Origin of the sequence: Novosphingobium sp. UBA6272 (assembly GCF_002440635.1) — a bacterium.
Classification (GTDB): Bacteria; Pseudomonadota; Alphaproteobacteria; order Sphingomonadales; family Sphingomonadaceae; genus Novosphingobium.
This window is the reverse complement of the sequence record NZ_DJUW01000029.1, coordinates 1-21,502: the sequence shown is the minus strand read 5'-3', so window position 1 is coordinate 21,502 and position 21,502 is coordinate 1. Positions and strand designations below refer to the sequence as shown.

Here is a 21,502-nt window from a genome sequence, read left to right as displayed (position 1 = left end):
GCGTCTTGCTCAGTGCTGAAGCTCGGGCAGATGCAGCACCAGCCCATCGAGTTCGGGGACCATCGGAATCTGGCACGCGAGGCGGCTGGTTTCGGTCGTTCCCTCGGCAAACTGGATCAGATCGCTCTCCATGCCGCCTTCTTCCGGCGGCCCGACCCGATCCATCCAGGCCTGATCGACATGGACATGGCACGTGGCGCAGGCACAGACCCCGCCGCAATCGCCATCGATCCCCGGTACACTGTTGAACAGGGCGGCTTCACGGGCGCTGAGGCCCTCGTCTATTTCAACCGACCGACGTGTGCCGTCGGCGGAAACAAAAGTTACGTTGATCATATGGAAGTTCCGTATTTGTAACGAGCCAAGCCTTCAGTGCGCGTGAAGTTTCACCGGCAGCCGGGTAATCCCGCGCACCAGATTGGACAGCAGCCGCTCCGGCTCGCCAACAACTTCGACGAAGCGAAAGCGCTTGAGGATCTCTTCCCAGATGATCCGCAGTTGCAATTCGGCCAGACGGTTGCCCATGCAGCGGTGGATGCCGAACCCGAAGGAGAGGTGGTGGCGCGGATTTTCGCGATCGATGATGAATTGGTCGGCCCGGTCGATCACGGTTTCGTCGCGGTTGCCCGAGAGATACCACATCACCACCTTGTCGCCTTTCCTGATCTGCTTTCCGCCAATTTCGGCGTCTTCCAGCGCGGTACGGCGCATGTGCGTCAGCGGGGTCTGCCAGCGGATGATCTCGGGAATCATGCTGGAAACGAGCGCCGGATTGTCCCGCAATTTCTGATATTCGCCCGGGTTCTGGTTGAGCGCCAGGACCCCGCCACTGATCGAATTGCGGGTGGTGTCGTTGCCGCCGACAATCAGCAGCAGCAGGTTGCCGAGAAATTCGAGGAACGGCATGTCGCGGGTTGCGGGCGAATGCGCCATCATCGAGATCAGGTCATTGCCGCCGGGCTTGTCGATCCGTTCGTCCCACAGGCCCTTGAAATACATCGCACACTGGATGAGTTCCTCGCGGCGCTGTTCGAACGATTCGACGATGCCGGTTTCCGGTGACGCGGTGGTGACGTCCGACCAGCGGGTCAGCTTGGCGCGCTCGTCCCAGGGGAAATCGAAGATCGTCGCAAGCGTCATGGTGGTAAGTTCGACCGACACCAGCTTTACCCAGTCGATCTCCTCGCCGACCGGCAGCGAATCGAGGATCGCGCCCGCCCGTTCGCGGATGATCGGCTCAAGCAGAAGCAGGTTCGATGGTGCAACCACCGGGCTTACCGCCTTGCGCTGCTGGTCGTGCTTGGGCTGATCCATCGCGATGAACATTTCGAGCTCGAGCGCGCCCTCGACGCTGTGCATGTCCTGGACCGAAATCCCACCGAGCTTGGCTTCCGACGAGAAGACCTTGTGGTTGGTGTCGACCGCTATGATGTCGTTGAACTTGGTCACCGACCAATAGGGCCCGAACCGGCTTTCTGCACAGTAGTGGACCGGATCCTCGCGCCGAAGCCGGGTGAAATATTCCCCCACGGTGTCATTCTGGAAGAGGTAGGGATTGGCGACATTGATCTCGTGCAGCGGGATCGAATCGACGGAAGCGTAGAGGACTTTTTCCTGAGTTGCCGAAGTTGCCATGGAACAGACCTTTCTCAATGGCGTCACCTAGGGCCGAAAGGGCCATTCTGTCAATAAAGATTATCAGCTTTAATCCGCCAACTCGGGGAGGTGCCAGGTCGGGATCGCTTACGATTACCGAAATGCCGAGTTTTCGACAGGTTTCAGGGCGCCAACGTTTTTCCGCAGGAGATGCTAGACACGGTGATCGATTAATGCTTATACGTTTTTATGGCTTCTGTTCCACATCGATCTCCGGACGACAACGCGGTGCCCGCAGGCAAGGCAAAGCGCGCCTTGCAGGTCGCGCAGGCCATCGTGTCCGATATCCAGCTCAACGCCCGTGAGGCCGGAGACCGCCTCCCGCAAGAGGAGGATATGCTGGCGCGTTACGAAGTCGCGCGCGCAACCTTGCGCGAGGCGCTCAGGTTTCTTGAGCTGCAGGGGGTGATCCAGTTGCAACTGGGCCGCGGCGGCGGACCGGTTGTGTCGCGGCCGCAGACGCGCGATTTTGCCAGCTCTCTGTCGCTCATCCTGCAATTCATGGATACCGATCTGCGGGCCCTGCTCGAACTGCGCGAAGCGATCGCGCCCGATATGGCGGCCAAGGCTGCGGCGCGGGCGACCAACGCAGATCTCGCCGCATTGAGCGATTGCTACGCCCAACTCGAACGCGACCGCGAAACCGCTGGGTTCGAGGAAACCAACCGGCGCTTTCACGATTTGCTGGGCTGGGCCAGCGGCAACCCGACCTTCGGATTGCTTACATCGGCACTGCATTTGCTGACCCGCGATCTTGCCATGGAATTGGGTTATTCCGCGCAGGAACGGGCCGGCCAATTGCGCTGCCTCGCGCGGGTACTGAACGCGGTGCGCCTGCGCGATGCCGATGGTGCACGCCGACACATGGAGCGGCTGGTCAAGGGATCGTCCGAATATCTCGCGGCTCGCAGCCCCGAGCTCGTTACGCAAAAGGTCAGATGGGGAGACCCAGGCTAGGCCGGCACTTCTGGAGAGGACGATGGCACTGAACAGCCGAATTTGCGGGATGCTCAAGATCGAGCATCCGATCCTGCTGGCCGGTATGGGCGGCGCGAGCGTGCCCCGGCTGGCCGCTGCGGTTTCCAACGCCGGTGGGCTAGGTGTGCTGGGCGCGGCGGCATGCTCGCCCGAACGCTTGCGCAGCTGGATTCGCGAGACCCGCGCGCTAACCGACAAGCCGTTCGGGGTCGATACCTTACTGCCCGCTTCTGTCCGCCGGGGCAAGGCACCTGAAACCGGGGCGGCTCCTACGGATCCGATGGCGGTGTTCGGCGAGTATCAACAATTCGCCCGCGATTTCATGGCACGTGAAGGACTGGGCGAAGTCGATTCCGCTGCGGCGATGCGCGCCGCCGCCGGGGCGGAAAGCGAAGGTGGTCCGCCGCTGTTCTCGAAGGAGTTCTTCGAAGCGCAGATGGAGGTGGTGATCGAGGAAAAGGTGCCCGTCTATGCGGCCGGACTGGGCAATCCCGGACCGTGGATGGATCGCCTGCACGCCAACGGCACGATCGTGATGGCGGTGGTGGGCAAGGTCAAACACGCCTTGCAGGTGGTAGAGTCCGGGATCGATATGATCGTCGCCCAGGGTCACGATGGCGGCGGCCACAATTCGCCGATCGGGACGATTTCGCTGATTCCCCAGGTGGTCGACGCCGTGGGGGACCGGGTCCCGGTGCTGGGTGCCGGCGGCATCAGCGACGGGCGCGGAGTGGCAGCGGTCTTCATGCTCGGTGCCGAGGGTGCCTGGGTGGGAACGGCCTTCCTCGCGACCGAAGAAGCCGGAATCGAGGATTTCCAGAAGCAAGCCATTGCCGAGGGCGGTGACGGCGACACGGTGGTCAGTCGCTCGATCACCGGCAAGCCAGCCCGGATGATCGCCAACAAATGGGCCAGTGCATGGATCGAAGCGGGCAAGGAGCCGCTGCCCATGCCTTACCAGTCGATGATTGCTGGCCCGGTCATGGCGGCGGCGATCCGCGACAAGCGGATGGATGTGCTTCCCGGGTTTGCGGGACAGGGCATCGGTTTGATCAAGTCGGTTCGCCCCGCCGCCGCGGTGATGCGCGATCTGGTGGCCGACGCCGAAAAGGCCTTGGCCGGAGCCAAGCGATTTGGGTGAGGAAGCCGCATCGAAATGGCAAGCGAGGCGAAGATGAAGGGACAGGAACTGAAGCGCCGCATCCGCCCAGGAGAAGCGCTCTCGGCGGTAAAGGTTCTACTCCGCGACAAGGAAGATACCGCACAGGTATTCAGGATTGTCGAGGCCTTGGCTGGAAACAGCTATTATCGCCATTTCAGGCGGTTTGCGGGATCCGAAGGCGGGAGGCGCATCCTGGCCAGCCGGAGCAATCTGCTCGATCGCCTGCGCGACCGCGAACGGTTGGCGCGCTGCCCGAAGGGGAGCCTGGGACAGCAATATCTGGCCTTTGTCTATGGCGAAGGCCTGAGCGCTGAAGGGCTGGTTGAGGCGAGCGAGGAGGGTGGTGTCCGGACCTTTGTCGATCCCGATGTCGCCCTGTTCCGCAACCGGATGAGGGATTCGCACGATCTCTATCACGTTGTCACCGGTTACGGGCGAGATGGGCTGGGCGAAATTTGCGTGCTGACCTTTGGCAACGCCCAGTTCCACAACCACGGCATCGGCTTTCTGCTGCTGCTCGGACTGCTCAAATCAAGACGTGAGCATCCCGGATTACCGGTACTGGGCCCGATGATCGAGGCTTGGCGGCGCGGGCGTGCGGCCAAGAACTTTCCCGAAATACAGTGGGAAGAACTGCTGGATCGTCCGCTCGAAGAGGTTCGCGCGTCGCTCAGTTTGGCTCCCGCGCCGCGATACAGAAGGGCCGAACCCGAGTCCAAACGGATCGAGGTCGAATTCCAGGTCCGCCGCGAACTCGCCATGCAACGACAAAGAGACCTGGAACCGGCATGACCTTTTCCGACAAGACAGCTATCACCGGGGTTGGCGAGACTGATTTCGTCAAGGGCACTGAACGCACCGCCGTCGACATGATGCTGGAGGCTGCGCGCAAGGCGATTGCCGATGCCGGGCTCAAGCCTTCGGACATCGACGGCATGGTGCCGCCGCCGATCTATACCACCAGCGAGGAGCTGGCCGCCAATCTCGGGATCGACGTGCTGCGCTATGCGGCGACGGTGCACATGGGCGGCGCCAGCCCGACCACCGCGCTGCAGAACGCCGCGATGGCGATATCCGCCGGGCTGTGCGATCACGTGCTGGTCACGCTGGGTTGGAACGGCTTTTCGGCGCTGCGGCCCAAACCGGGCGCGCCGCCGACCCGGTCGATGAACATGAACACCCTGACAAACACCATCCAGGGGTACTACATTCCTTACGGCGTATTCCTGCCGGTGCAGATGTACGCCTGGCTGGCGATGCGGCATTCGCAGCTTTATGGGGTGGGGCCGGAAGCAACCGCCGCCATCGCCCTGGCTTGCCGCAAGCACGCCCAGCTCAATCCCAAGGCGTTCACCTACGGGAAGCCGCTGGACCGTGAGACCTATCATGCGGCGCGGTGGATTTCGGAACCGTTCCGGCTTTACGATTGCTGTCTCGAAACCGACGGGGCCTGTGCGGTGGTGGTCTCACGGCTCGATCGCGCGCGCGACCTGCGGCACGTTCCGGTGACGATCGCGGGCGCTGCCGAAGGCCATCCTTATCCCGCCGATGATATTCCGTCCCGGCCCGATCCGTTCAAGATCGGCCTGTCCTATGCCGCGCCCAAGGCTTTCGAGATGGCCGGGGTGTCGCGTAGCAACATGGATTTCCTCCAGGTCTACGATTGCTTTACCTACGTGGTGCTGCTCCAGCTTGAGGCGATGGGCTATTGCGAGCCGGGCGGCGCGCTCGATTTCGTCAAGGATGGCCAGATCGAGCTTGGCGGGAACTTTCCGCTCAACACGCACGGCGGCCTGCTCAGCGAAGCCCACGTCTGGGGGCTCAACCACGTGGTCGAAGCGGTGCGCCAGCTGCGGCACGACTGCGGCGAGCGGCAGGTCGAAGGGGCGCAGACCGGGCTGGTCACCGGCTGGGGCGATCTGGGTGACGGCAGTGTTGCCATCTTGCGGAGGTTTGGCTGATGGACGAAGATCTTTCTCCCAAGGCGCGCGCCGCGGCCGCCGCTGCGCCGGCCAAGCCGCGGCCTCGCCCGCAAGACCCGGTCGAGCAGGAATTCTGGAAGCGGTGCCAGGATGGGCACCTCTACTTCCAGAAATGCGGGGGTTGCGGTTCGTGGCGGCACTTGCCGCGCTACATGTGCGCGCGTTGCGGCTCGCCTGACTTTGCGTGGGAACAAAGCTCGGGCAAGGGCACGGTGTTTTCGTGGACCGTGGTGCATCAGGCGCTGCACCCCGCCTTCGCGGCGGACATTCCCTATGTCGCCGCAGTGGTCGAGCTCGACGAGGGGGTCCGCATGGCCACGCGGCTGATCGATTGCCCGATCGACGCTGTCCGGCTCGACCTGCCGGTGGCACTCGCGTTCGAAACCATCGGGGAAGACTTTCGCTTGCCCGTCTTCCGGCCGGCCTGAAAGGACGCTGTGCAATGGACCTGAGTTATGGCCCCGAGTATGAGACGTTCCGCGAAGAGGTGCGCGACTTCATCGCCGTCAATCGCCATCTCGCACCAAAGAATGCCGGTCGTGCGGCCCGCCCGTCGAATGAAGGCGTGGCCTGGCAGAAGCTGCTGATCGAGCATGGCTACACCGCGCGCACCATTCCGCGCGAATACGGCGGGTTCGGGGCCGAGCCCGACATTCTCAAGTCCCGGATCATCGCCGAGGAGTTTGCGCGCGCCGGTGTGCCCGGCGGACTCGCCAACCAGGGCATTTCGATGCTGGTGCCGACCTTGCTCGAACTTGGCACCGAAGAGCAGAAGAGGCGCTGGATCGAACCGACTTTGGCCGGCGATGTGGTGTGGTGCCAGGGCTATTCCGAACCCGGATCGGGATCGGACCTCGCCAGTCTCAAGACCAGCGCCCGGGTTGAAGGCGGCGACTTCGTCGTCAACGGCCAGAAGATCTGGACCAGCACCGCCAAGGAAGCGGACATGATCTTCTGCCTGGTGCGGACCGAAGGGGACGCAGCCAAGCACCAGGGGATCAGCTATCTGATCTTCCCGATGACCACGCCGGGGATCGAAGTCCGCCCGCTCAGGACCATGACCGGCCATGCCGAATTCAACGAAACCTTCTTCACCGATGTGCGCGTGCCGGTCGATCAGATCGTCGGCCAGCGCGGGCAAGGCTGGTTCGTCGCCAACGCCACGCTCGGGCACGAACGCGGGATGCTGGGCGATCCCGACGCACTCGAAAACCGGCTGCTCGCGCTGATCGAACTGATGAAGGTGGAACAGGTCGGCGGTGCACGGGTGATCGACCTTCCGGCCCTTCGCGACCGGCTGGTGGCGCTCCAGGCCGAAGTCGCGGCGATGAAGTACAACGGGATGCGGATCCTATCGAACCAGATCAAGGGCGAGCCGGGCGGCATGGCCAAGCTGATCGTCAAGCTCCAGGCCTGCGAGCTGGCCCACCAGATTTCCGCTTTGGCGATCGACGCGCTGGGCGAATTGGGAATCCTCTACAACGGCAGCGCCCACGAGCGCGCAAACGGCAGCTGGCAATGGAACTACATGTTCCAGCTTGGCCTGATCATCGGCGGCGGAACCGCCCAGATCCAGAAGAACATCATTTCGGAGCGCGGCCTCAACATGCCGCGCGAGCCGCGCCTGGACCTGCCCAAAGGCCCGTCCGCGCAAGGAGGGCAGTGATGGATTTCGGACTTTCGCAGGAACAGCAGATGCTGGCAGAAAGCGTTACGCGGCTGCTGCGCGAACTCTCTCCGCTCGATCATGTCAGGCAAGTGGCCGAAGCCGGCAGCGCGGTTAGCGCGCAAAGCCAGGCCGCGCTGGCCGAATTGGGGCTACCCGGGCTGGTGGTGCCGGAGGCCCATGGCGGCCTTGGCATGGGACTGCTCGATGCAACGGTCGTTGCTACGGCGCTGGGGGAAGCGGTGGCGCCGGTGCCGTTCGCCGCTCGCAACGTGATGGCGCCGCTCGCGCTGATCGCGGCCGGATCCGAGGCGCAGCAGGCCCAATGGTTGCCGCGCATTGCAGCTGGCGAGGTGCGTTTCGGCGTCGGGGTGAATGAGCAGGTCTCCCGCCGCGATGGTTCGGGCGTGCGTTGCACCGGTGGCGCGCTGACTGGCACGGCGCTGTTCGTGCTCGATTGCGAGGAGGCCGATCACTTCATGATCGCCGACGAAGCCGGTCGGCTGCACATCGTATCGGCGCAGGCAGACGGGTTGGAGCTGATTGCCCTCAAGACGATCGACGCGACGCGCTCGGTCGGCGAACTGCGGCTTGCGTCGACCCCGGCGGAAGCCCTGGCCGACGACGGCGGTGCGGCGGCGCGGCGACTGATTGCCGCAGGCCGCATCCTGCTCGCGGCGGACAGCCTAGGTGCGGCGGATGCGATGATCGCCCAGGCGGTTGCCTATGCCGGGCAGCGCGAGCAGTTCGGGCGGGTGATCGGCAGCTTCCAGGCGGTCAAGCACATGTGCGCTGAAATGGCCGCGAAGAACGAGCCGTGCCGGTCGCTGGTGTGGTATGCGGCCCATGCGTTTGACGCGGTCCCAGCCGAAGCGGAACTGGTCGCTTGCCATGCCAAGTCGCACACCGGCGAAGTAGGCCGGTTTGTCGCCCGGACCGCAACCGAGGTGCACGGCGGCATGGGCTTCACCGACCTGTTAGGGCTGCATTACTGGTTCAAGCGGATCGGTTTCGACCGGCAGGTACTGGGCGGACCCGAAACGGTCCGGGAAGAGGCGGCGATACTGCAAGGCTGGACCGCAAGAGGGGTCTGACTAAGCGAGAGGACAGTTCCAATGGCAAAGTGGAATCTTGGCGACATACTGGACGCGATCGAGCCTGCCCTTCCCGCAGATACACCGGCCCTGATCCACGGCACGCGTGTCGTCACCTGGGCGGAAATGGGCGCGCGGTCGAACAATATCGCGCGCTTCCTTACGGCGAACGGCATTTTGCCCGGAACCAAGGTCGCGTTCTACATGCGCAACCGCCCTGAATACGGCGAACTGATGGCGGCTTGCTTCAAAGGCCGGTTCACCCATGTGAACATCAACTATCGCTACCGCCCCGAGGAGGTGTTCTACATCTTCGACGATTCCGACAGCGAGGCCATTTTCTACAGCGCCGAATTCCGCGATTGCATAGTCGAACTGAAGGACCGGCTGACCAAGGCCAAGCTTTTCGTCGAAATCGGCGATGCGGCGGCAAAGGCCCCGCTTGCGCTTGCCTATGAAGATCTCGCGGCATCGGGCGACGGTTCGCCGCTGGGGATCGAGCGGTCGCCGCACGATGAACTGTTCATCTACACCGGCGGGACGACCGGCATGCCCAAGGGTGTGGTCTGGCGCCACACCGATATGCGCGAAGCCCAGCTCGATGCGCAGCGCATGCTCGCGCCTGTGCCGGACAGCCTCGACGAAGCCGTCGCCATGATCCGCGCCGAAGGCCCGGGTCGGATGACTCTGCCAGCCTGCCCGATGATGCACGGGACGGGCTTCATCACGGCGATCGGGACGCTCGCCTCGGGTGGTTGCCTTGTCACGCTGGACAATCCCTCGCTCGACGCGGTCGAGTTGTGGGAAGCGGTCGAACGCAACAAGGTGCAGTCGATCGCGATCGTCGGCGATGCCTTCGCCAAACCGATGCTCAAAGCCCTCGATGATAACCCTGGCGGTTTCGATACCTCAAGCCTGATCACCATCGTCTCGTCGGGGGTGATGTGGAGCAAGGAGGTCAAGCAGGGCTTGATTGGGCATATTCCGCAAGTGGCCCTGATGGACAGCTTCGGCGCTTCGGAAGGGCTTGGTTTCGGGCGCTCGATTACGACTGCCGCCGGGACCACCGAGACGGCGAAGTTCACCATCGGCGGTTTCTGTGACGTGTTCGACGAGAACGACCAACTGGTCCGCCCAGGCACCGGCACACCGGGTTTTATCGCCCTCAAGGGGCCGATCCCACTGGCCTATTACAAGGATCCCGAAAAATCGGCACGGACTTTCAAGACCATCAACGGAGTCCGCTACTCGATCCCCGGGGACTGGTGCACGGTCGAGGCCGATGGCAGCCTGACCCTGCTCGGCCGGGGCAGCGTATGCATCAACACCGCTGGCGAAAAGGTCTATCCCGAAGAGGTCGAGGAAGTACTCAAGACTCATCCGGCTATCGAGGATGCGCTGGTCGTGGGGGTCGCCGATGAGAAGTGGGGCCAGGCGGTGACCGCAGTGGTTCACCTTACCGCGGGCGAGACGCTCGATGAACCGGCCGTCAAGGAGCATGTCCGCAGCAAACTGGCGGGCTACAAGACCCCCAAGGCCGTGTTCGCTACCGCGATGGCGTTGCGTGCGCCCAACGGCAAGGCCGACTACAAGGGCGCGGCAGACCTTGCCGCCAAGCTGAGCGCCGCCCAATGAGCGCACCCGATCCAGACTGCGACGCACTGATCATCGGGGCGGGATTCAGCGGAATCTATCTGCTCCACCGGCTGCGTCAGGCCGGGTTTCGCACAAGGTTGATCGACGCCGCCGCCGAACCCGGCGGGATCTGGTACTGGAACTGTTATCCCGGTGCCCGGGTCGATTCGCACGTCCCGATCTACGAATTCTCGCTGCCCGAGTTGTGGCGGGACTGGACCTGGAGCGAACGGTTTCCCGGCGGCGGAGAGCTGCGACGATATTTCCGCTACGTGTGCGAAAAGCTGGAGCTCTGGCCCGACATGGACATGGGGACGCGGGTGTCTGGTGCCCGCTTCGATGCCGAAAGCGATGTCTGGCGTGTCGATACGGCGCAAGGCCAGCAGATCAGCGCCCGCTTCCTGCTGCCTTGTGCCGGTTTTGCCGCCAAATGCTATACTCCGGACATTGCCGGCCTGGAAACGTTTGCGGGTGAACGGCACCATACCGCGCATTGGCCTCAGGACGGCCTTCCGTTGGCCGGGAAGCGGGTGGCGATCATCGGCACCGGGGCGAGCGGCGTGCAAGTTGCGCAGGAAGCCGCGCGCGACGCCGCGCAGCTGACCCTGTTCCAGCGCACCCCGATCCTGGCTCTGCCGATGCAGCAGCAGCCGCTGAGCCTTGAGCAGCAAGCGCAGGAAAAGGCTGCCTATCCCACGATCTTTGCCAGACGGCAGACCTCGAACGGCGGCTTCGATGCCGATCGAATGGAAATCAGCGCGCTCGACGTCGATGCAGTCGAACGTATCGCAACTTTCGAACGTCTATGGCGAGCCGGCGGCCTGCGGTTCTGGTACAACAATTTCGCCGATCTGCTGACCGACGAACGCGCCAACCGCTTCGCCTACGATTTCTGGCGCGAGAAGGTCCGCGCGCGGATTGCCGATCCCTTGCTTCACGAGGCATTGGCGCCGATGGAACCTCCGCATCCCTTCGGCACGAAACGACCCTCGCTCGAACAGAACTATTACGAGATATTCGCACAGGACAATGTGTCGCTGGTCGATCTCAAGCGCGATCCGATCGAACGTGTGGTCCCCAGCGGTATCGAGACCGCAAGCGGCCTGATCGAATGCGACATCATCGTATTCGCCACGGGGTTCGATGCCGGCAGCGGCGGGCTGATCGACATGAATCTGCTCGGCACCGAAGGCTTTAACCTGGGTGACGCGTGGAAGGACGGGGTCCGCGCCTATCTGGGCAATTCCGTTTCCGGGTTCCCCAATATGCTGTTCCACTACGGCCCGCTGAGTCCATCCGGCTTTTCCAATGGTCCGACCGCGGCCGAGCTGCAGGGCGACTGGACGACTGATTTCCTGGCTCACCTGAGGAGCGAGGGGATAACACGGTTCGAGCCCGATCCGGCAGCGGAGCGCGAATGGACCGACATGGTCGAACAGATCGGTGCGATGACGCTCTTTCCCAAAGCCAAGTCCTGGTACATGGGCGATAACATTCCAGGCAAGAAGCGCCAGCTGATCAACTTCCCGAGCGTATCAACCTACGCCCAGATCTGTGCCGACGTTGCCGCAAATGGCTATCGCGGCTTCGGTCTCGTTTCTTGAACATTCTGATCGGAAAATACCTTGTCGAGTGACATAACGAACGGTCTTGGCGATATCGATCCGGAATGGGCACCGAACCCTGAAGAACTGCCCCGCTGGTTTGTCGATGCCCTTGCCGTTCCGCGCGAGGAAGGCTTCGTTGAGGTTGATGGCACGGGGATCCACTATTTCCGGTGGGGGCAGCGCGGTAAGCCACCCGTGCTGATGACTCACGGCTTCCTCGCCCACGCCCGCTGCTTTGCCTTCATCGCGCCATTCCTTGCGAACGATTACGACGTCGTAGCCTACGACCTGTCCGCAATGGGCGACAGCGCGGTGCGCGAAAATTGCGACATGGCCGCGCGCGGCCGGGAAATGATCGGAGTGGCGCGGGCGCTGGGCTTGTTCGATGCTGACCGGAAACCGGCGATCGTCGCGCACAGCTTCGGTGCCAGTGTCGCGCTGGAGGCGCTTGAACAATTGCCTGGCGGCTTTGCCGGTGCAGCCACTTGCGACATGATGACCCTGCGCCCCGCCATGCTCGAAGCATTCTGGGCAGGCGGCCACACCAGCCCGGGTTCAGGCAATCCCGACAAGCCGCAGCGCATCTACCCGGACTTTGCGACTGCCCGCAGCCGCTACAAGCTCTCGCCGCCGCAGCAAGTGGGGGAACCGTTCCTGATGGACTATATGGCCTATCATTCCTTGCGCCGGGTCGAAGGCGGCTGGAGCTGGAAGTTCTCGCCTGCGGTGTTCAATCGCGACAATTCGCGTGCCGATTGGCTAGCGATCGGCCCTAAACTGGTTTCGGCACCGGGGCGAAAGGCGATCGTGCATGGCGAGGAAAGCCTGTTGTTCACGCGAGACTCGCGGAATTTCGTGCACGAGCTTGGCGGAACCGACATCCCGATCATCGCGATACCCAATTCACGACACCATTTGATGCTGGATCAGCCCTTGGCATTTCTTGCCGCGATCCGATCGGTGCTAGGATGCTGGCTTTGGCCGCCCGGTTGATCGGCAGCTAGAAATCAACGTGAGTTCAAGATTCTAAAAAAGTGAGGAGGATTATATGTTGAGATCTAATGGTTTTCATTTGATCGCGTTGTCGGGATCATGCAGCCTATTAGCGATAGCGAGTCCTGCTCTGGCCCAGCAAACCGCCGGGGGTGAGGCAAATGTGAGCGAGCAGGTCGAGCAGCAAGCGCCGGGTGGAGAAATCGTGGTCACCGCAACCCGCCGTTCGGAAACCCTCTCCAAGGTTCCGCTGGCGGTTACCGCCGTTAATGCTCAATCGTTGCAGAATTCCGGCGCAAGCGATATTCGGCAACTTGGCCAGCTCGCACCTTCCTTGATGGTCTCTTCGACAGGAACCGAAGCTAACGGCTCGGCGCGCGTTCGCGGCGTGGGGACAGTCGGGGACAATCCGGGCCTTGAAAGTTCGGTCGCGGTATTCATTGATGGCGTCTACCGGTCTCGGTCCGGCGTTGCCTTGTCGGAACTTGGCGAGGTCGAGCGGATCGAAGTGCTGCGCGGACCGCAGGGCACACTGTTTGGCCGGAATGCGTCGGCTGGCTTGATTCATGTGATCAGCAAGAAGCCATCCTTCACCTTCGGAGCGAACGCCGAGGCCAGCTATGGCAATTATGATTATTGGCGCCTGGCTGGTTCGATAACCGGCCCTTTGACCGATACACTCGCGGCAAAGATTGAGGGCGTATACGCCAAGCGCGACGGCTTTTATGACGATGTGAACACAGGAACGACAGTTAACAACCGTGATCGCTATTTCGTGCGCGGGCAATTTCTGTTCGAACCGACGGATGCAACCAGCGTCAGGTTGATCGGCGATTACACGCACCGCGAAGAAGCATGTTGCGGAGCAGCATATATCGATGCGGCCTTCAATCCGCTGATCGGGGGCCTCAACGATCCGGCTCAGAACAACATCGTCAAGGTTCTGCTCGATCTCGGCCAACAGTCCCAGGCATTCAGCGATCCGTTCAGCCGAAAGATCTGGACATCCACCGCCCATCCGATGGGCGGGACCATCAACGATGGTGGCGTTTCGCTTGAGATCAATCACGATTTCGGCGCGGCAAAGCTCACCTCCATCACGGGCTATCGCGAGTTCAAGAGCGAACAGGAAGGTGATAGCGATTATTCCACGGTTGATCTGCTCTACAGGGCTCCTGGCTCTTTCCGGCAGTTCAAGACCTTCACCCAGGAATTGCGCCTTCAGGGTTCAGCCTTCGACGATAAGCTGGATTGGCTGGTTGGGGGCTATTTCGCGGACGAAAAGCTGAATGTCGACGATGCGCTGCGCTTTGGCAGCCAATACGGACGCTTCGCCGCCTGCCGGATCGTTTCGGGCGGAGGCCTCGCGGGCTTCTACGATCCTGCAAGCACCGGTTGCCTCAGTGCAACCGGCCGGACTGTCGTGGGAAGTTTTGGCGCTGACATTATCAATGGCTTTGATCGCCTCGATTCGATCCGCAACGTCGGTACGACGATGGATTCGTACCACCAGCATTCCAAGAATTATGCGATGTTCACGCACAACATCATCACACTTGCCGATGAATTGAAGTTGACGCTTGGCGCGCGTTACACGTGGGAAGACAAGAGCCTCGACGCCACCTTTGGCAACAACAACACGATTTGTCCGGCATTGCAGGGAACCTTGATCGATGATCTTTCCAGCGCCAACGCCACGGTTCGCACGCTAGCCGGATCGCTCCTCAGCCTGGGCTGCCAGGGGAACTCGACATCCGAGGTGAACAGGGTCTCGATCAACGGCAAGCGCAGTGAAAGTGAATTCACCTATACGGCGGGCCTCTCCTATCAGGTCCGCCCAGAGGTAATGATCTATGCCAACTATTCAAAGGGATACAAGGCGGGTGGATTCAATCTCGATCGATCTGCCCTTAAGTCGCCAATCATGCCATTTGCGGCAGGTGGCGGCGCGCAGGCCTATGTCCACAACCTCATGTTCGATCCGGAATATGTCAAAGCCTATGAGGTGGGTCTGAAGTACAGCTCGCGGGAATTCAGCCTGTCCGTGACAGGATTTCGGCAGGAGTTCAGCAACTTCCAGTTGAACACTTTCGCCGGCGCGGTTTACATCGTTCAAACGGTCAACGGTTGCAAGGCTAGCCTGGGCGGTGCGGACAGGGACGCTGATCCAGCTACCGGCTCCTGTGCTTCCGGCGATGTTGGCTACGGTGTCCTCAGCCAGGGTGTGGAGATCGAGGGTTCCTTGCGCCCTGTGCGCAATCTGACCTTTAACCTTGGTGTCACTTACGCCAGCACAAAATACCGCGACAACCTGGTCGGAAACAGCCAAGGTGCTCCGCTTGACCCGGCATTGCGCGTGCTGCCTGGCAAGCAGATCTCGAATTCCGCACCGTGGGTGGTCACCAGTTCGGCCTCCTGGACACCCGAAATCGGCAGTTCGGGATTGCATGCGCTGTTTTACGTCGATGCCCGGCTCAGCTCGGATTATAATACAGGGTCGGACCTCTATCCGCAAAAGAGTCAAGATAGCTTCGTGGTCGTCAATGGACGCATTGGTTTGCGTGGTCAGGATGAGCGTTGGGGAGTGGAGTTCTGGGTCCAGAATCTCTTCAACCAGGACTACACTCAGGTAACCTTCAACACGCCTTATCAGGCAGGCGGAAGTTCAGCCAGTTACGGCTATCCCCAGTTTCCGGGCGGACGGCAAATCTTCTCGTCATTCCTCGCCGAGCCACGTACCTACGGTGTCACGGTGCGCGGCAAGTTCTGATTAGTCATCATCAGCTTCCGGGATGCTTCATTGTGTCCCGGAGGCTGCCTTGACTTGGCGTTATTAGTTTTTCAACCCTGATTAGTAATAGCTATCCGACAACTTCGACTACGGAACCATAACCGGCATTATCGGGAATCACGAGGAGACGTTTGCCATCGCGTTCTTCCAGCGCGGGGATAACGGTAACCAAGGTTCGCTCCTCCGCGCGCTTGATACAATCCGCCGCATCATTGGCTTCGGCCAGCAGTTGCACGTTCATCCGAGTCGGGAAGATAACCGTGCGCTCGCCGCATTTGGCCAGGCGCAAGACATCGCTTGGTGAGATCCATTCGGCATCGACGGTCTCGTGCCCATCGCAGGCAGCGACCTGGTTGGCGGGGGCGTGGACCACATAGAAAAAGGTGTCGAACCGCTTTGGCATGATCAGCGGCGTGATCCAACGGGCAAAAATGCTGAGCGCATCAAGCCGCAAAAGCACACCCAATTCACGCACCACGTCGATGAAGGCAATTTCGCCACGTTCGACGGAGGCACGCACATCTGGATCAGAAGCGGCCTCGAACAGGTCGCTGCCAGGATAGCGCGCCAGCAGAATGCCGGCCTCTTCGAAGACCTCACGGATTGCAGCTATGCGAAGGGAACGCTGAACAACGTCAAACTGATCCCATCCAGCGCAATGCTCCACCCAGGCCGGGTTCGAATCGCCTCGATGTAACTTTCCGCCGGGAAAAACGAGCGCACCGGAGGCAAAATCGACTTGCTGGTGGCGTCTAACCATCAGCACCTGGAATTCGGGATCATCGCGCAGCAACATGATCGTTGCTGCCGGTTTGGGCTCATGTGCTCCTTTATCATGGCGCATCTCGTCTTTCCTTTTGCTATCTAGCCAGCCAGTTTAATCATGCCGTTTGCGCCATGCAAACGCCAGCTTTAGAACCTAGCCGACATAGACACCCCGGCCACTCGCCAACAATTGGCCGTTGCCATCTTCGATCCGTAACCGCTGTTCGGCCCCCACCTTGCGCGGGTAATGTCCAACGTTGAGCTTGCGGGCCTGATTTGGGCTGAGGCGCTACTCCTATGATAATCCCGTGTGATGATCCTGTGAGCAAGGGCGCGCAGCGGTTCGAGATATTCACCGGTGCGGGCAAACGGCGCGATTGGCCACCGGAGGTCAAGGCATCGATTGTGGCGGAGTGCTATGCGGGCAACAGAGGTGTCGGCGCCGTTGCCCGTCGCCATGGTCTTGACCCTTCGTAGGTCTATGCTTGGCGGAAGGATTTGCACAAGTAACTGGCGGTCAAGGACCGGCACCTTTGCCGGCAGAACCGGCTACCACGGCGTTCGTGCCCGCAGTGGTCGAGTTGAGCCCACTGCCGGATCCGGCATCTGCGCGTCGAGCCCGGCACAGGCGGCGTGCTTCAACGGCTGCGGTGGAACTGGAGATTGACTGCGTAGCGGTAAAGATTGCGCGCGGTGCCAATGCCAGCGTGATTACCGCGGTGATAGAAGCACTCAAGGCCACCCGATGATCGGACCCGGCCCTGGCGCGCGCGTGATGGTGCCAACGCGACCGGTGGATTTCCGCAAAGGGCCCGACGCATTGGCGGCGCTAGAGCGTTTTCCACAGCTGCTGAATCGACGGGGATTCCTGTTCGGCTGAAAATCTGATTCATCCTGCCTGCTGGGCAGGAGGCCAGCATTGATGGCCAGAGCGTTATCTCAGGATTTGCGGGATCGAGTGGTTGCTGCGGTGGAGGGCGGCATGAGTTGCCGAGCCGTCGCAGCGCGTTTCGGTATCGGCGTGGCTACGGCGGTCCGCTGGCGTCAGATGGGGCTTGCGCATGGTCGGGCAGTTGCTGGCAAGCCGGGTGGTGACCAGCGTTCCTCCAAGACCGATGCTCACGCTGGGCTGATAATGACGATGCTCGACGACAATGGCGGCATTACCCTTGCCGAGCTCCGTTCCGGACTTGCCGCCCAGGGAGTCCTGGTCGGCATTGGTACGCTGTGGCGGTTCTTCGATCGTCGCGGAATTACGAGGAAAAAAAGACCGGCCACGCGATCGAGCAAGACCGCCCCGACGTCCTGAGCCAGCGCCGGCGCTGGTTCAACGGCGAAATCGATCTGGAGCCGGAGCGCCTCGTGTTCATCGACGAGACATGGACCGCCACCAACATGACCCGAAGCCACGGCCGCTGCGCCAAGCGTGAGCGACTGCGGATGGGCTTCCCGCATGGTCATCGCAAAACGACCACGTTCGTCGCCGGCCTGCGTATGAACGGCATGGTGGCACCAATGGTGCTTGATTGCCCGATCAACGGAGACTGGTTCGAAGCCTACGTGACTCAAGTGCTCGTGCCGGAACTGCGACCGGGAGACATCGTCATCATGGACAACCTGTCGAGCCACAAGCGAGCATCGGCGCAAGAAGCCATCGAGACAGCAGGCGCAACCCTGCGCTTCCTTCCCCCCTATAGCCCAGACTTCAATCCCATCGAGAAGGCATTCTCCCGGCTGAAGGCAATGCTGCGCAAAGAAGGCGAGCGAACCGTAAGTGGCCTGTGGGACCTGATCGGCAAGCTTGTCGACATCTTCCAACCCGACGAATGCGCCAACTACTTCAGCTCATGCGGGTATGATCCAGCATGATCGGAAAACGCTCTAGGCCCCGGCACCAGCGCGGATCGTCGAAGGCGGCATTCCCACCGAAACGCTGATCGCGCAGGTGCTGGTCGCTAAGTATGCCGATCACCTGCCATTGTACCGTCAGGCGCAGATCTATGCTCGGCAGGGTATCCAGCTTGATCGATCGACGCTGGCGGATTGGGTCGGCCGGGCCGCTGGTACCTTCGTCCGTTGCGCGACCACATTCTCGAGCGATTGCGACGATCCGAACGGCTGTTTGCCGACGAGACCACCGCGCCAGTACTTGATCAGGGCGCGGGCCGGACCAAGACTGGCCAGCTGTGGGCCTATGCCCGCGATGACCGGCCCTGGGGTGGCAATGATCCGCCGATGGTTGCCTATGTCTACGCCGCCGACCGTAAATCGGAACGCGCTGAAGCGCATCCGGGCGACTTCGCCGGCATCCTGCAAGTTGACGGCTATGGCGGCTACGCTGCGCTGGCAAAGCGTCGGCAGCAAATCCAACTCGCATTTTGTTGGTCGCAAGTGCGCCGGAAGTTTTTCGAGCTGGCGGACAAGTCGCCCGTCGCCACCGAGGTCCTGCGCCGCATCGCCATGTTCTACGCCATCGAGGACGAGGTGCGCGGCTCCATGGCCGAGCAGCGCCGGGCCCTGCGCGTCGAACGCTCACGCATCGTCATCTACGACCTGCGCCTTTATCTAGATGCCCGGCTTCGCCAGGTCAGCGCCAAGAGCAAGCTCGCCGAGGCGATCCGCTACGCGCTGAGCCGTTGGGATGGCCTAACCGTGTTCCTCGACGATGGCCGCGTCGAACTCGACTCCAACACCGTCGAGCGATCGATCCGGCCGCTTGCATTGAATCGCAAAAATGCGCTGTTCGCCGGCTCCGACGTGGGCGGCGATAACTGGGTGGTCATCGCCACGCTCGAGAACTGCAAGATCACCGGCATCAACCCACACACCTGGCTGACCACAACACTCACCGCGCTCGCCAACGGTCACCCCGCCAACCGCGTCGACGAACTTATGCGTTGGACCGCAGTGGCCTGTGAACACCGGTTACGCCCCAACGCGAGCTGCCGCGTGACAGCTCAAGCCGCCGTCAATTGCGGCAGCTACCCTGTCCCGAAGGTCCTGTGAAAGAGTTCGCGCCATCCATGCTGGCTTCCTGCCACCAACAGGAAGTCTGAATCACATCGAAGCCGCAAAGGGAATCTCCATCGATCCATTTCGTGTGGAAACTGCTCTAGCGCAACTGACGTATGGAAAATTCCCCGATCGAAAAAAAAGGGCCGTGCTCGCGCACGACCCAAGTTTTTGAGAGTGGGCTGATGAGGCCCGATTACCTCTTTCCACAAAACAAACATAAAATAAAGAACTAAATTTCAACTCTTCGCTACTTTTTGTCAATAGTCAATATTTGAGCAGTCTAGATGACTCTCAGATTAGATATTTTAATCAATATTGTAGTTTATTATTAGAACAGAAATTGTCCTGTAATTTATTTACATTACCCGTAATATGAATCAGAACTTAAATCCTGCAGAAATTCCGTAAGTTCTTGGGTCGAGCGTATAAATATTGGTGAACAGGCCGGATGAAGGATCGGTGACATATTTGCCAGTAATCGCCTGCGAATTGAACACGTTCGACACAAATGCCCGCGCGAAAAAGCGATCTTCGGGAGCGGTCAGCGTCACCTGAGCATTGACGATTTCGTAAGCCGAAATCTTGTCGCGGATCGTGTTGAAATTGCTGCCCCAGGATTCTCCTGTGAAATGCACGTCTACTCGGGGTGAAATGGTCCATCCCCCCGCAAGCTCGGCGTCATACTGTGCACCGACCGAGAATTTCCAATTGGGCGAATTTGCAAGCTCGTTGCCTTTAAGGTTCCGTTCCACGCCGCCAGGGAGGAAGAAACCCCCGCCCGCACCGGCATCGAAGAGATACGTGCCAGCAGGCGTGTTGGCACGCAGGAACGATCCCAGCGCGCCGCAAAGTGAGAAGGCGCCATAGGAGTTCGTCCCAGGAACCTGAACCGCCGGACGGATCAGACCCCCGCCTGCCGCTGCATTGAATCCGTTGACCAGCGCAAGCGTGTTGGCAATCGGCACACTACCTTCGACGCTTGGCGCAACAACGCAGTTTGCGGCGCTCTGCAAATCCTTGATGATAACTACGTCGGACCGCCCATTTGACGGGTTGCGAGTGTCAACTGTGCTGAAGTCCGAAATTTCCGTGCTGAGATAGGACATGCTTGCGTTGACGGTGAAATTTCGAGATGGCTTAACAATCGCCTCGACTTCCACCCCGTAGATCTTCGCATTCGTGTTGTCGTTGAAAGATGTCCGGTTGATGATTCGACTGACCTGGAAGTCCTTGTACTTATAGTAAAATGCCGTCGCGTTCAGCTGAAGCTCGCCGCCCAGAAAAGTGTTCTTCGTGCCGATTTCGAATGCATCGATTGTTTCGCCCTTGAAGGTGAGCGGGATCGGCGGGAACAAGTTGGGATCATAAGGCGGATTGAAGCCTCCCGGCTTGTTGCCGCGGGTGTAGCTGGCATAGACCAGCGTATCTCGCGTAAAACTCAGCTCGGGCTTCCAGTCGAGAACCACACGGCCCGTGACCGCGTCAAAGGTTCCCCTTTGTTCGGCGAAAGTCTGCTGCCCAGGCGGGGAACTATCACCGTCAAAATTTAGGAGCAGAGCATTCACATCGCTGGTCCCGAACGGAACCAAGACATTCAGGAATGGCTGACGCGCCCTGATGTATTTCTTGTCGTTCGAATATCGCAGGCCGCCAGTGAGCTTAAGGTTGTCGGAAAACTTGAAATAGACTTCACCGAAGAAACCGTAGGTCTTCAGCTCTGAGCGATCGGTGTCGCTGTGAAAAAACGGAGGCCCCATGCCGAAATTCAACGAGGGCGAGCCCGCGCCAAAAGCGGTTACTGTGCCGAGGAACGCCGACATGTAGTCGAACCCCGAAGCCAGCACTGCATAGTCGATGTCTCGCCCCTTGGCATTGAGATAGAGACCGCCCAGCAGGAAGTTGAACGGCCCGTCGAAGTCAGACGCAATGCGTGCTTCCACAGACCATTGTTCATTGTGGCCTCCTGAGTAGTCATTCTCATTGGTATTGTCGCCGCACTGGGAAATTCGTCCTGCCAGGTATCCAGCGTGCAGCGGATCGAATTGCGATGAGCAGATCTGGTTACCGCGAAACACACCTGAATTGAGGATTGCGTTGGCGATCGGATTGCCCCCTGCACCAGCAGCCCGCAGGGCAACTAGGCTCAGGACCCATTAAA

At 60.7% G+C, this 21,502-nt stretch carries 17 protein-coding genes and 1 pseudogene; 14 read left to right on the top strand and 4 right to left on the bottom strand.

The genetic code is table 11. The annotated features are described in order from the left end of the window. Positions 1–9: 9 nt before the first annotated feature. Both B2V17_RS14170 and B2V17_RS14165 read right to left on the bottom strand, forming a co-directional pair. Positions 10–336, bottom strand: a complete 327-nt coding sequence (locus B2V17_RS14170; protein ID WP_100868275.1) for a 2Fe-2S iron-sulfur cluster-binding protein — start codon at positions 334–336, stop codon at positions 10–12. A 33-nt stretch (positions 337–369) separates the two neighbouring features. Beyond that, positions 370–1,635, bottom strand: a complete 1,266-nt coding sequence (locus B2V17_RS14165) for a cytochrome P450 (protein WP_169495424.1) — start codon at positions 1,633–1,635, stop codon at positions 370–372. Between the two features lie 210 nt (positions 1,636–1,845). Here B2V17_RS14165 and B2V17_RS14160 point away from each other — a divergent pair, with 210 nt between their 5' ends. Genes B2V17_RS14160 through B2V17_RS14110 form a run of 11 tightly spaced genes read left to right on the top strand, consistent with a single transcriptional unit; the run spans position 1,846 to position 15,543 of the window. Further along, a complete protein-coding gene (locus tag B2V17_RS14160) occupies positions 1,846–2,613 on the top strand; it encodes a FadR/GntR family transcriptional regulator (protein ID WP_206069778.1) in 768 nt (255 codons plus the stop codon). A gap of 22 nt (positions 2,614–2,635) precedes the next feature. After that, complete coding sequence (locus B2V17_RS14155) at positions 2,636–3,775, top strand: NAD(P)H-dependent flavin oxidoreductase (protein ID WP_169495426.1); 1,140 nt, start codon at positions 2,636–2,638, stop codon at positions 3,773–3,775. A 15-nt stretch (positions 3,776–3,790) separates the two neighbouring features. Then, positions 3,791–4,588, top strand: coding sequence for a ubiquinone biosynthesis protein COQ4 (locus B2V17_RS14150; protein WP_240960231.1), 798 nt, complete (start codon positions 3,791–3,793; stop codon positions 4,586–4,588). Continuing rightward, entirely contained in the window at positions 4,585–5,757 is a 1,173-nt protein-coding gene (locus tag B2V17_RS14145) for a thiolase C-terminal domain-containing protein (RefSeq protein ID WP_169495427.1), read from the top strand. The genes B2V17_RS14150 and B2V17_RS14145 overlap by 4 nt, the downstream gene beginning before the upstream one ends. Beyond that, positions 5,757–6,206, top strand: coding sequence for a Zn-ribbon domain-containing OB-fold protein (locus B2V17_RS14140; RefSeq protein ID WP_206379278.1), 450 nt, complete (start codon positions 5,757–5,759; stop codon positions 6,204–6,206). The genes B2V17_RS14145 and B2V17_RS14140 overlap by 1 nt, the downstream gene beginning before the upstream one ends. A gap of 14 nt (positions 6,207–6,220) precedes the next feature. After that, positions 6,221–7,444, top strand: a complete 1,224-nt coding sequence (locus tag B2V17_RS14135; protein WP_169495428.1) for an acyl-CoA dehydrogenase family protein — start codon at positions 6,221–6,223, stop codon at positions 7,442–7,444. Further along, entirely contained in the window at positions 7,444–8,538 is a 1,095-nt protein-coding gene (locus B2V17_RS14130; protein WP_169495429.1) for an acyl-CoA dehydrogenase family protein, read from the top strand. Before B2V17_RS14135 ends, B2V17_RS14130 begins: the two co-directional genes overlap by 1 nt. A gap of 21 nt (positions 8,539–8,559) precedes the next feature. Then, entirely contained in the window at positions 8,560–10,173 is a 1,614-nt protein-coding gene (locus B2V17_RS14125; protein WP_169495430.1) for an acyl-CoA synthetase, read from the top strand. Further along, positions 10,170–11,777: a flavin-containing monooxygenase gene (locus B2V17_RS14120; protein WP_292970569.1), complete on the top strand. Its 1,608-nt coding sequence runs from the start codon at positions 10,170–10,172 to the stop codon at positions 11,775–11,777. The genes B2V17_RS14125 and B2V17_RS14120 overlap by 4 nt, the downstream gene beginning before the upstream one ends. A gap of 21 nt (positions 11,778–11,798) precedes the next feature. Then, positions 11,799–12,773, top strand: coding sequence for an alpha/beta fold hydrolase (locus B2V17_RS14115; protein WP_169495432.1), 975 nt, complete (start codon positions 11,799–11,801; stop codon positions 12,771–12,773). A 55-nt stretch (positions 12,774–12,828) separates the two neighbouring features. Continuing rightward, a complete protein-coding gene (locus B2V17_RS14110; protein WP_169495433.1) occupies positions 12,829–15,543 on the top strand; it encodes a TonB-dependent receptor in 2,715 nt (904 codons plus the stop codon). Between the two features lie 91 nt (positions 15,544–15,634). Here the strand turns inward: B2V17_RS14110 and B2V17_RS14105 are convergent, their stop codons facing one another. Then, the gene (locus B2V17_RS14105; RefSeq protein WP_169495434.1) at positions 15,635–16,408 is read right to left on the bottom strand and encodes an NUDIX hydrolase; all 774 of its coding nucleotides are present in this window, start codon (positions 16,406–16,408) and stop codon (positions 15,635–15,637) included. A gap of 218 nt (positions 16,409–16,626) precedes the next feature. Between B2V17_RS14105 and B2V17_RS14100 the strand changes: the two genes are divergently transcribed. The 3 genes and pseudogenes from B2V17_RS14100 to tnpC form a co-directional block, all read left to right on the top strand. Beyond that, entirely contained in the window at positions 16,627–16,806 is a 180-nt protein-coding gene (locus B2V17_RS14100) for a transposase (RefSeq protein WP_292970561.1), read from the top strand. A 445-nt stretch (positions 16,807–17,251) separates the two neighbouring features. After that, positions 17,252–18,198 (top strand): IS630 family transposase gene (locus B2V17_RS14095; RefSeq protein WP_292970559.1). Its coding sequence is split into 2 segments (ribosomal slippage): positions 17,252–17,600 and positions 17,600–18,198, totalling 948 coding nucleotides; the frame shifts between segments, so codons are not numbered across the junction. A gap of 16 nt (positions 18,199–18,214) precedes the next feature. After that, a pseudogene (gene tnpC, locus B2V17_RS14090) lies at positions 18,215–19,230 on the top strand (IS66 family transposase); the annotation flags it as partial. A 491-nt stretch (positions 19,231–19,721) separates the two neighbouring features. Here the strand turns inward: tnpC and B2V17_RS14085 are convergent. Next, positions 19,722–21,419, bottom strand: a complete 1,698-nt coding sequence (locus tag B2V17_RS14085; protein WP_292998774.1) for a TonB-dependent receptor domain-containing protein — start codon at positions 21,417–21,419, stop codon at positions 19,722–19,724. Positions 21,420–21,502: the final 83 nt, after the last annotated feature.

What these genes read in the sequence shown, in the direction of transcription:
- B2V17_RS14170 (WP_100868275.1), bottom strand. Translation starts at nt 336, where the DNA reads ATGATCAACGTAACTTTTGTTTCCGCCGACGGCACACGTCGGTCGGTT.
- B2V17_RS14165 (WP_169495424.1), bottom strand. Translation starts at nt 1,635, where the DNA reads ATGGCAACTTCGGCAACTCAGGAAAAAGTCCTCTACGCTTCCGTCGAT.
- B2V17_RS14160 (WP_206069778.1), top strand. Translation starts at nt 1,846, where the DNA reads ATGGCTTCTGTTCCACATCGATCTCCGGACGACAACGCGGTGCCCGCA.
- B2V17_RS14155 (WP_169495426.1), top strand. Translation starts at nt 2,636, where the DNA reads ATGGCACTGAACAGCCGAATTTGCGGGATGCTCAAGATCGAGCATCCG.
- B2V17_RS14150 (WP_240960231.1), top strand. Translation starts at nt 3,791, where the DNA reads ATGGCAAGCGAGGCGAAGATGAAGGGACAGGAACTGAAGCGCCGCATC.
- B2V17_RS14145 (WP_169495427.1), top strand. Translation starts at nt 4,585, where the DNA reads ATGACCTTTTCCGACAAGACAGCTATCACCGGGGTTGGCGAGACTGAT.
- B2V17_RS14140 (WP_206379278.1), top strand. Translation starts at nt 5,757, where the DNA reads ATGGACGAAGATCTTTCTCCCAAGGCGCGCGCCGCGGCCGCCGCTGCG.
- B2V17_RS14135 (WP_169495428.1), top strand. Translation starts at nt 6,221, where the DNA reads ATGGACCTGAGTTATGGCCCCGAGTATGAGACGTTCCGCGAAGAGGTG.
- B2V17_RS14130 (WP_169495429.1), top strand. Translation starts at nt 7,444, where the DNA reads ATGGATTTCGGACTTTCGCAGGAACAGCAGATGCTGGCAGAAAGCGTT.
- B2V17_RS14125 (WP_169495430.1), top strand. Translation starts at nt 8,560, where the DNA reads ATGGCAAAGTGGAATCTTGGCGACATACTGGACGCGATCGAGCCTGCC.
- B2V17_RS14120 (WP_292970569.1), top strand. Translation starts at nt 10,170, where the DNA reads ATGAGCGCACCCGATCCAGACTGCGACGCACTGATCATCGGGGCGGGA.
- B2V17_RS14110 (WP_169495433.1), top strand. Translation starts at nt 12,829, where the DNA reads ATGTTGAGATCTAATGGTTTTCATTTGATCGCGTTGTCGGGATCATGC.
- B2V17_RS14105 (WP_169495434.1), bottom strand. Translation starts at nt 16,408, where the DNA reads ATGCGCCATGATAAAGGAGCACATGAGCCCAAACCGGCAGCAACGATC.
- B2V17_RS14100 (WP_292970561.1), top strand. Translation starts at nt 16,627, where the DNA reads ATGATAATCCCGTGTGATGATCCTGTGAGCAAGGGCGCGCAGCGGTTC.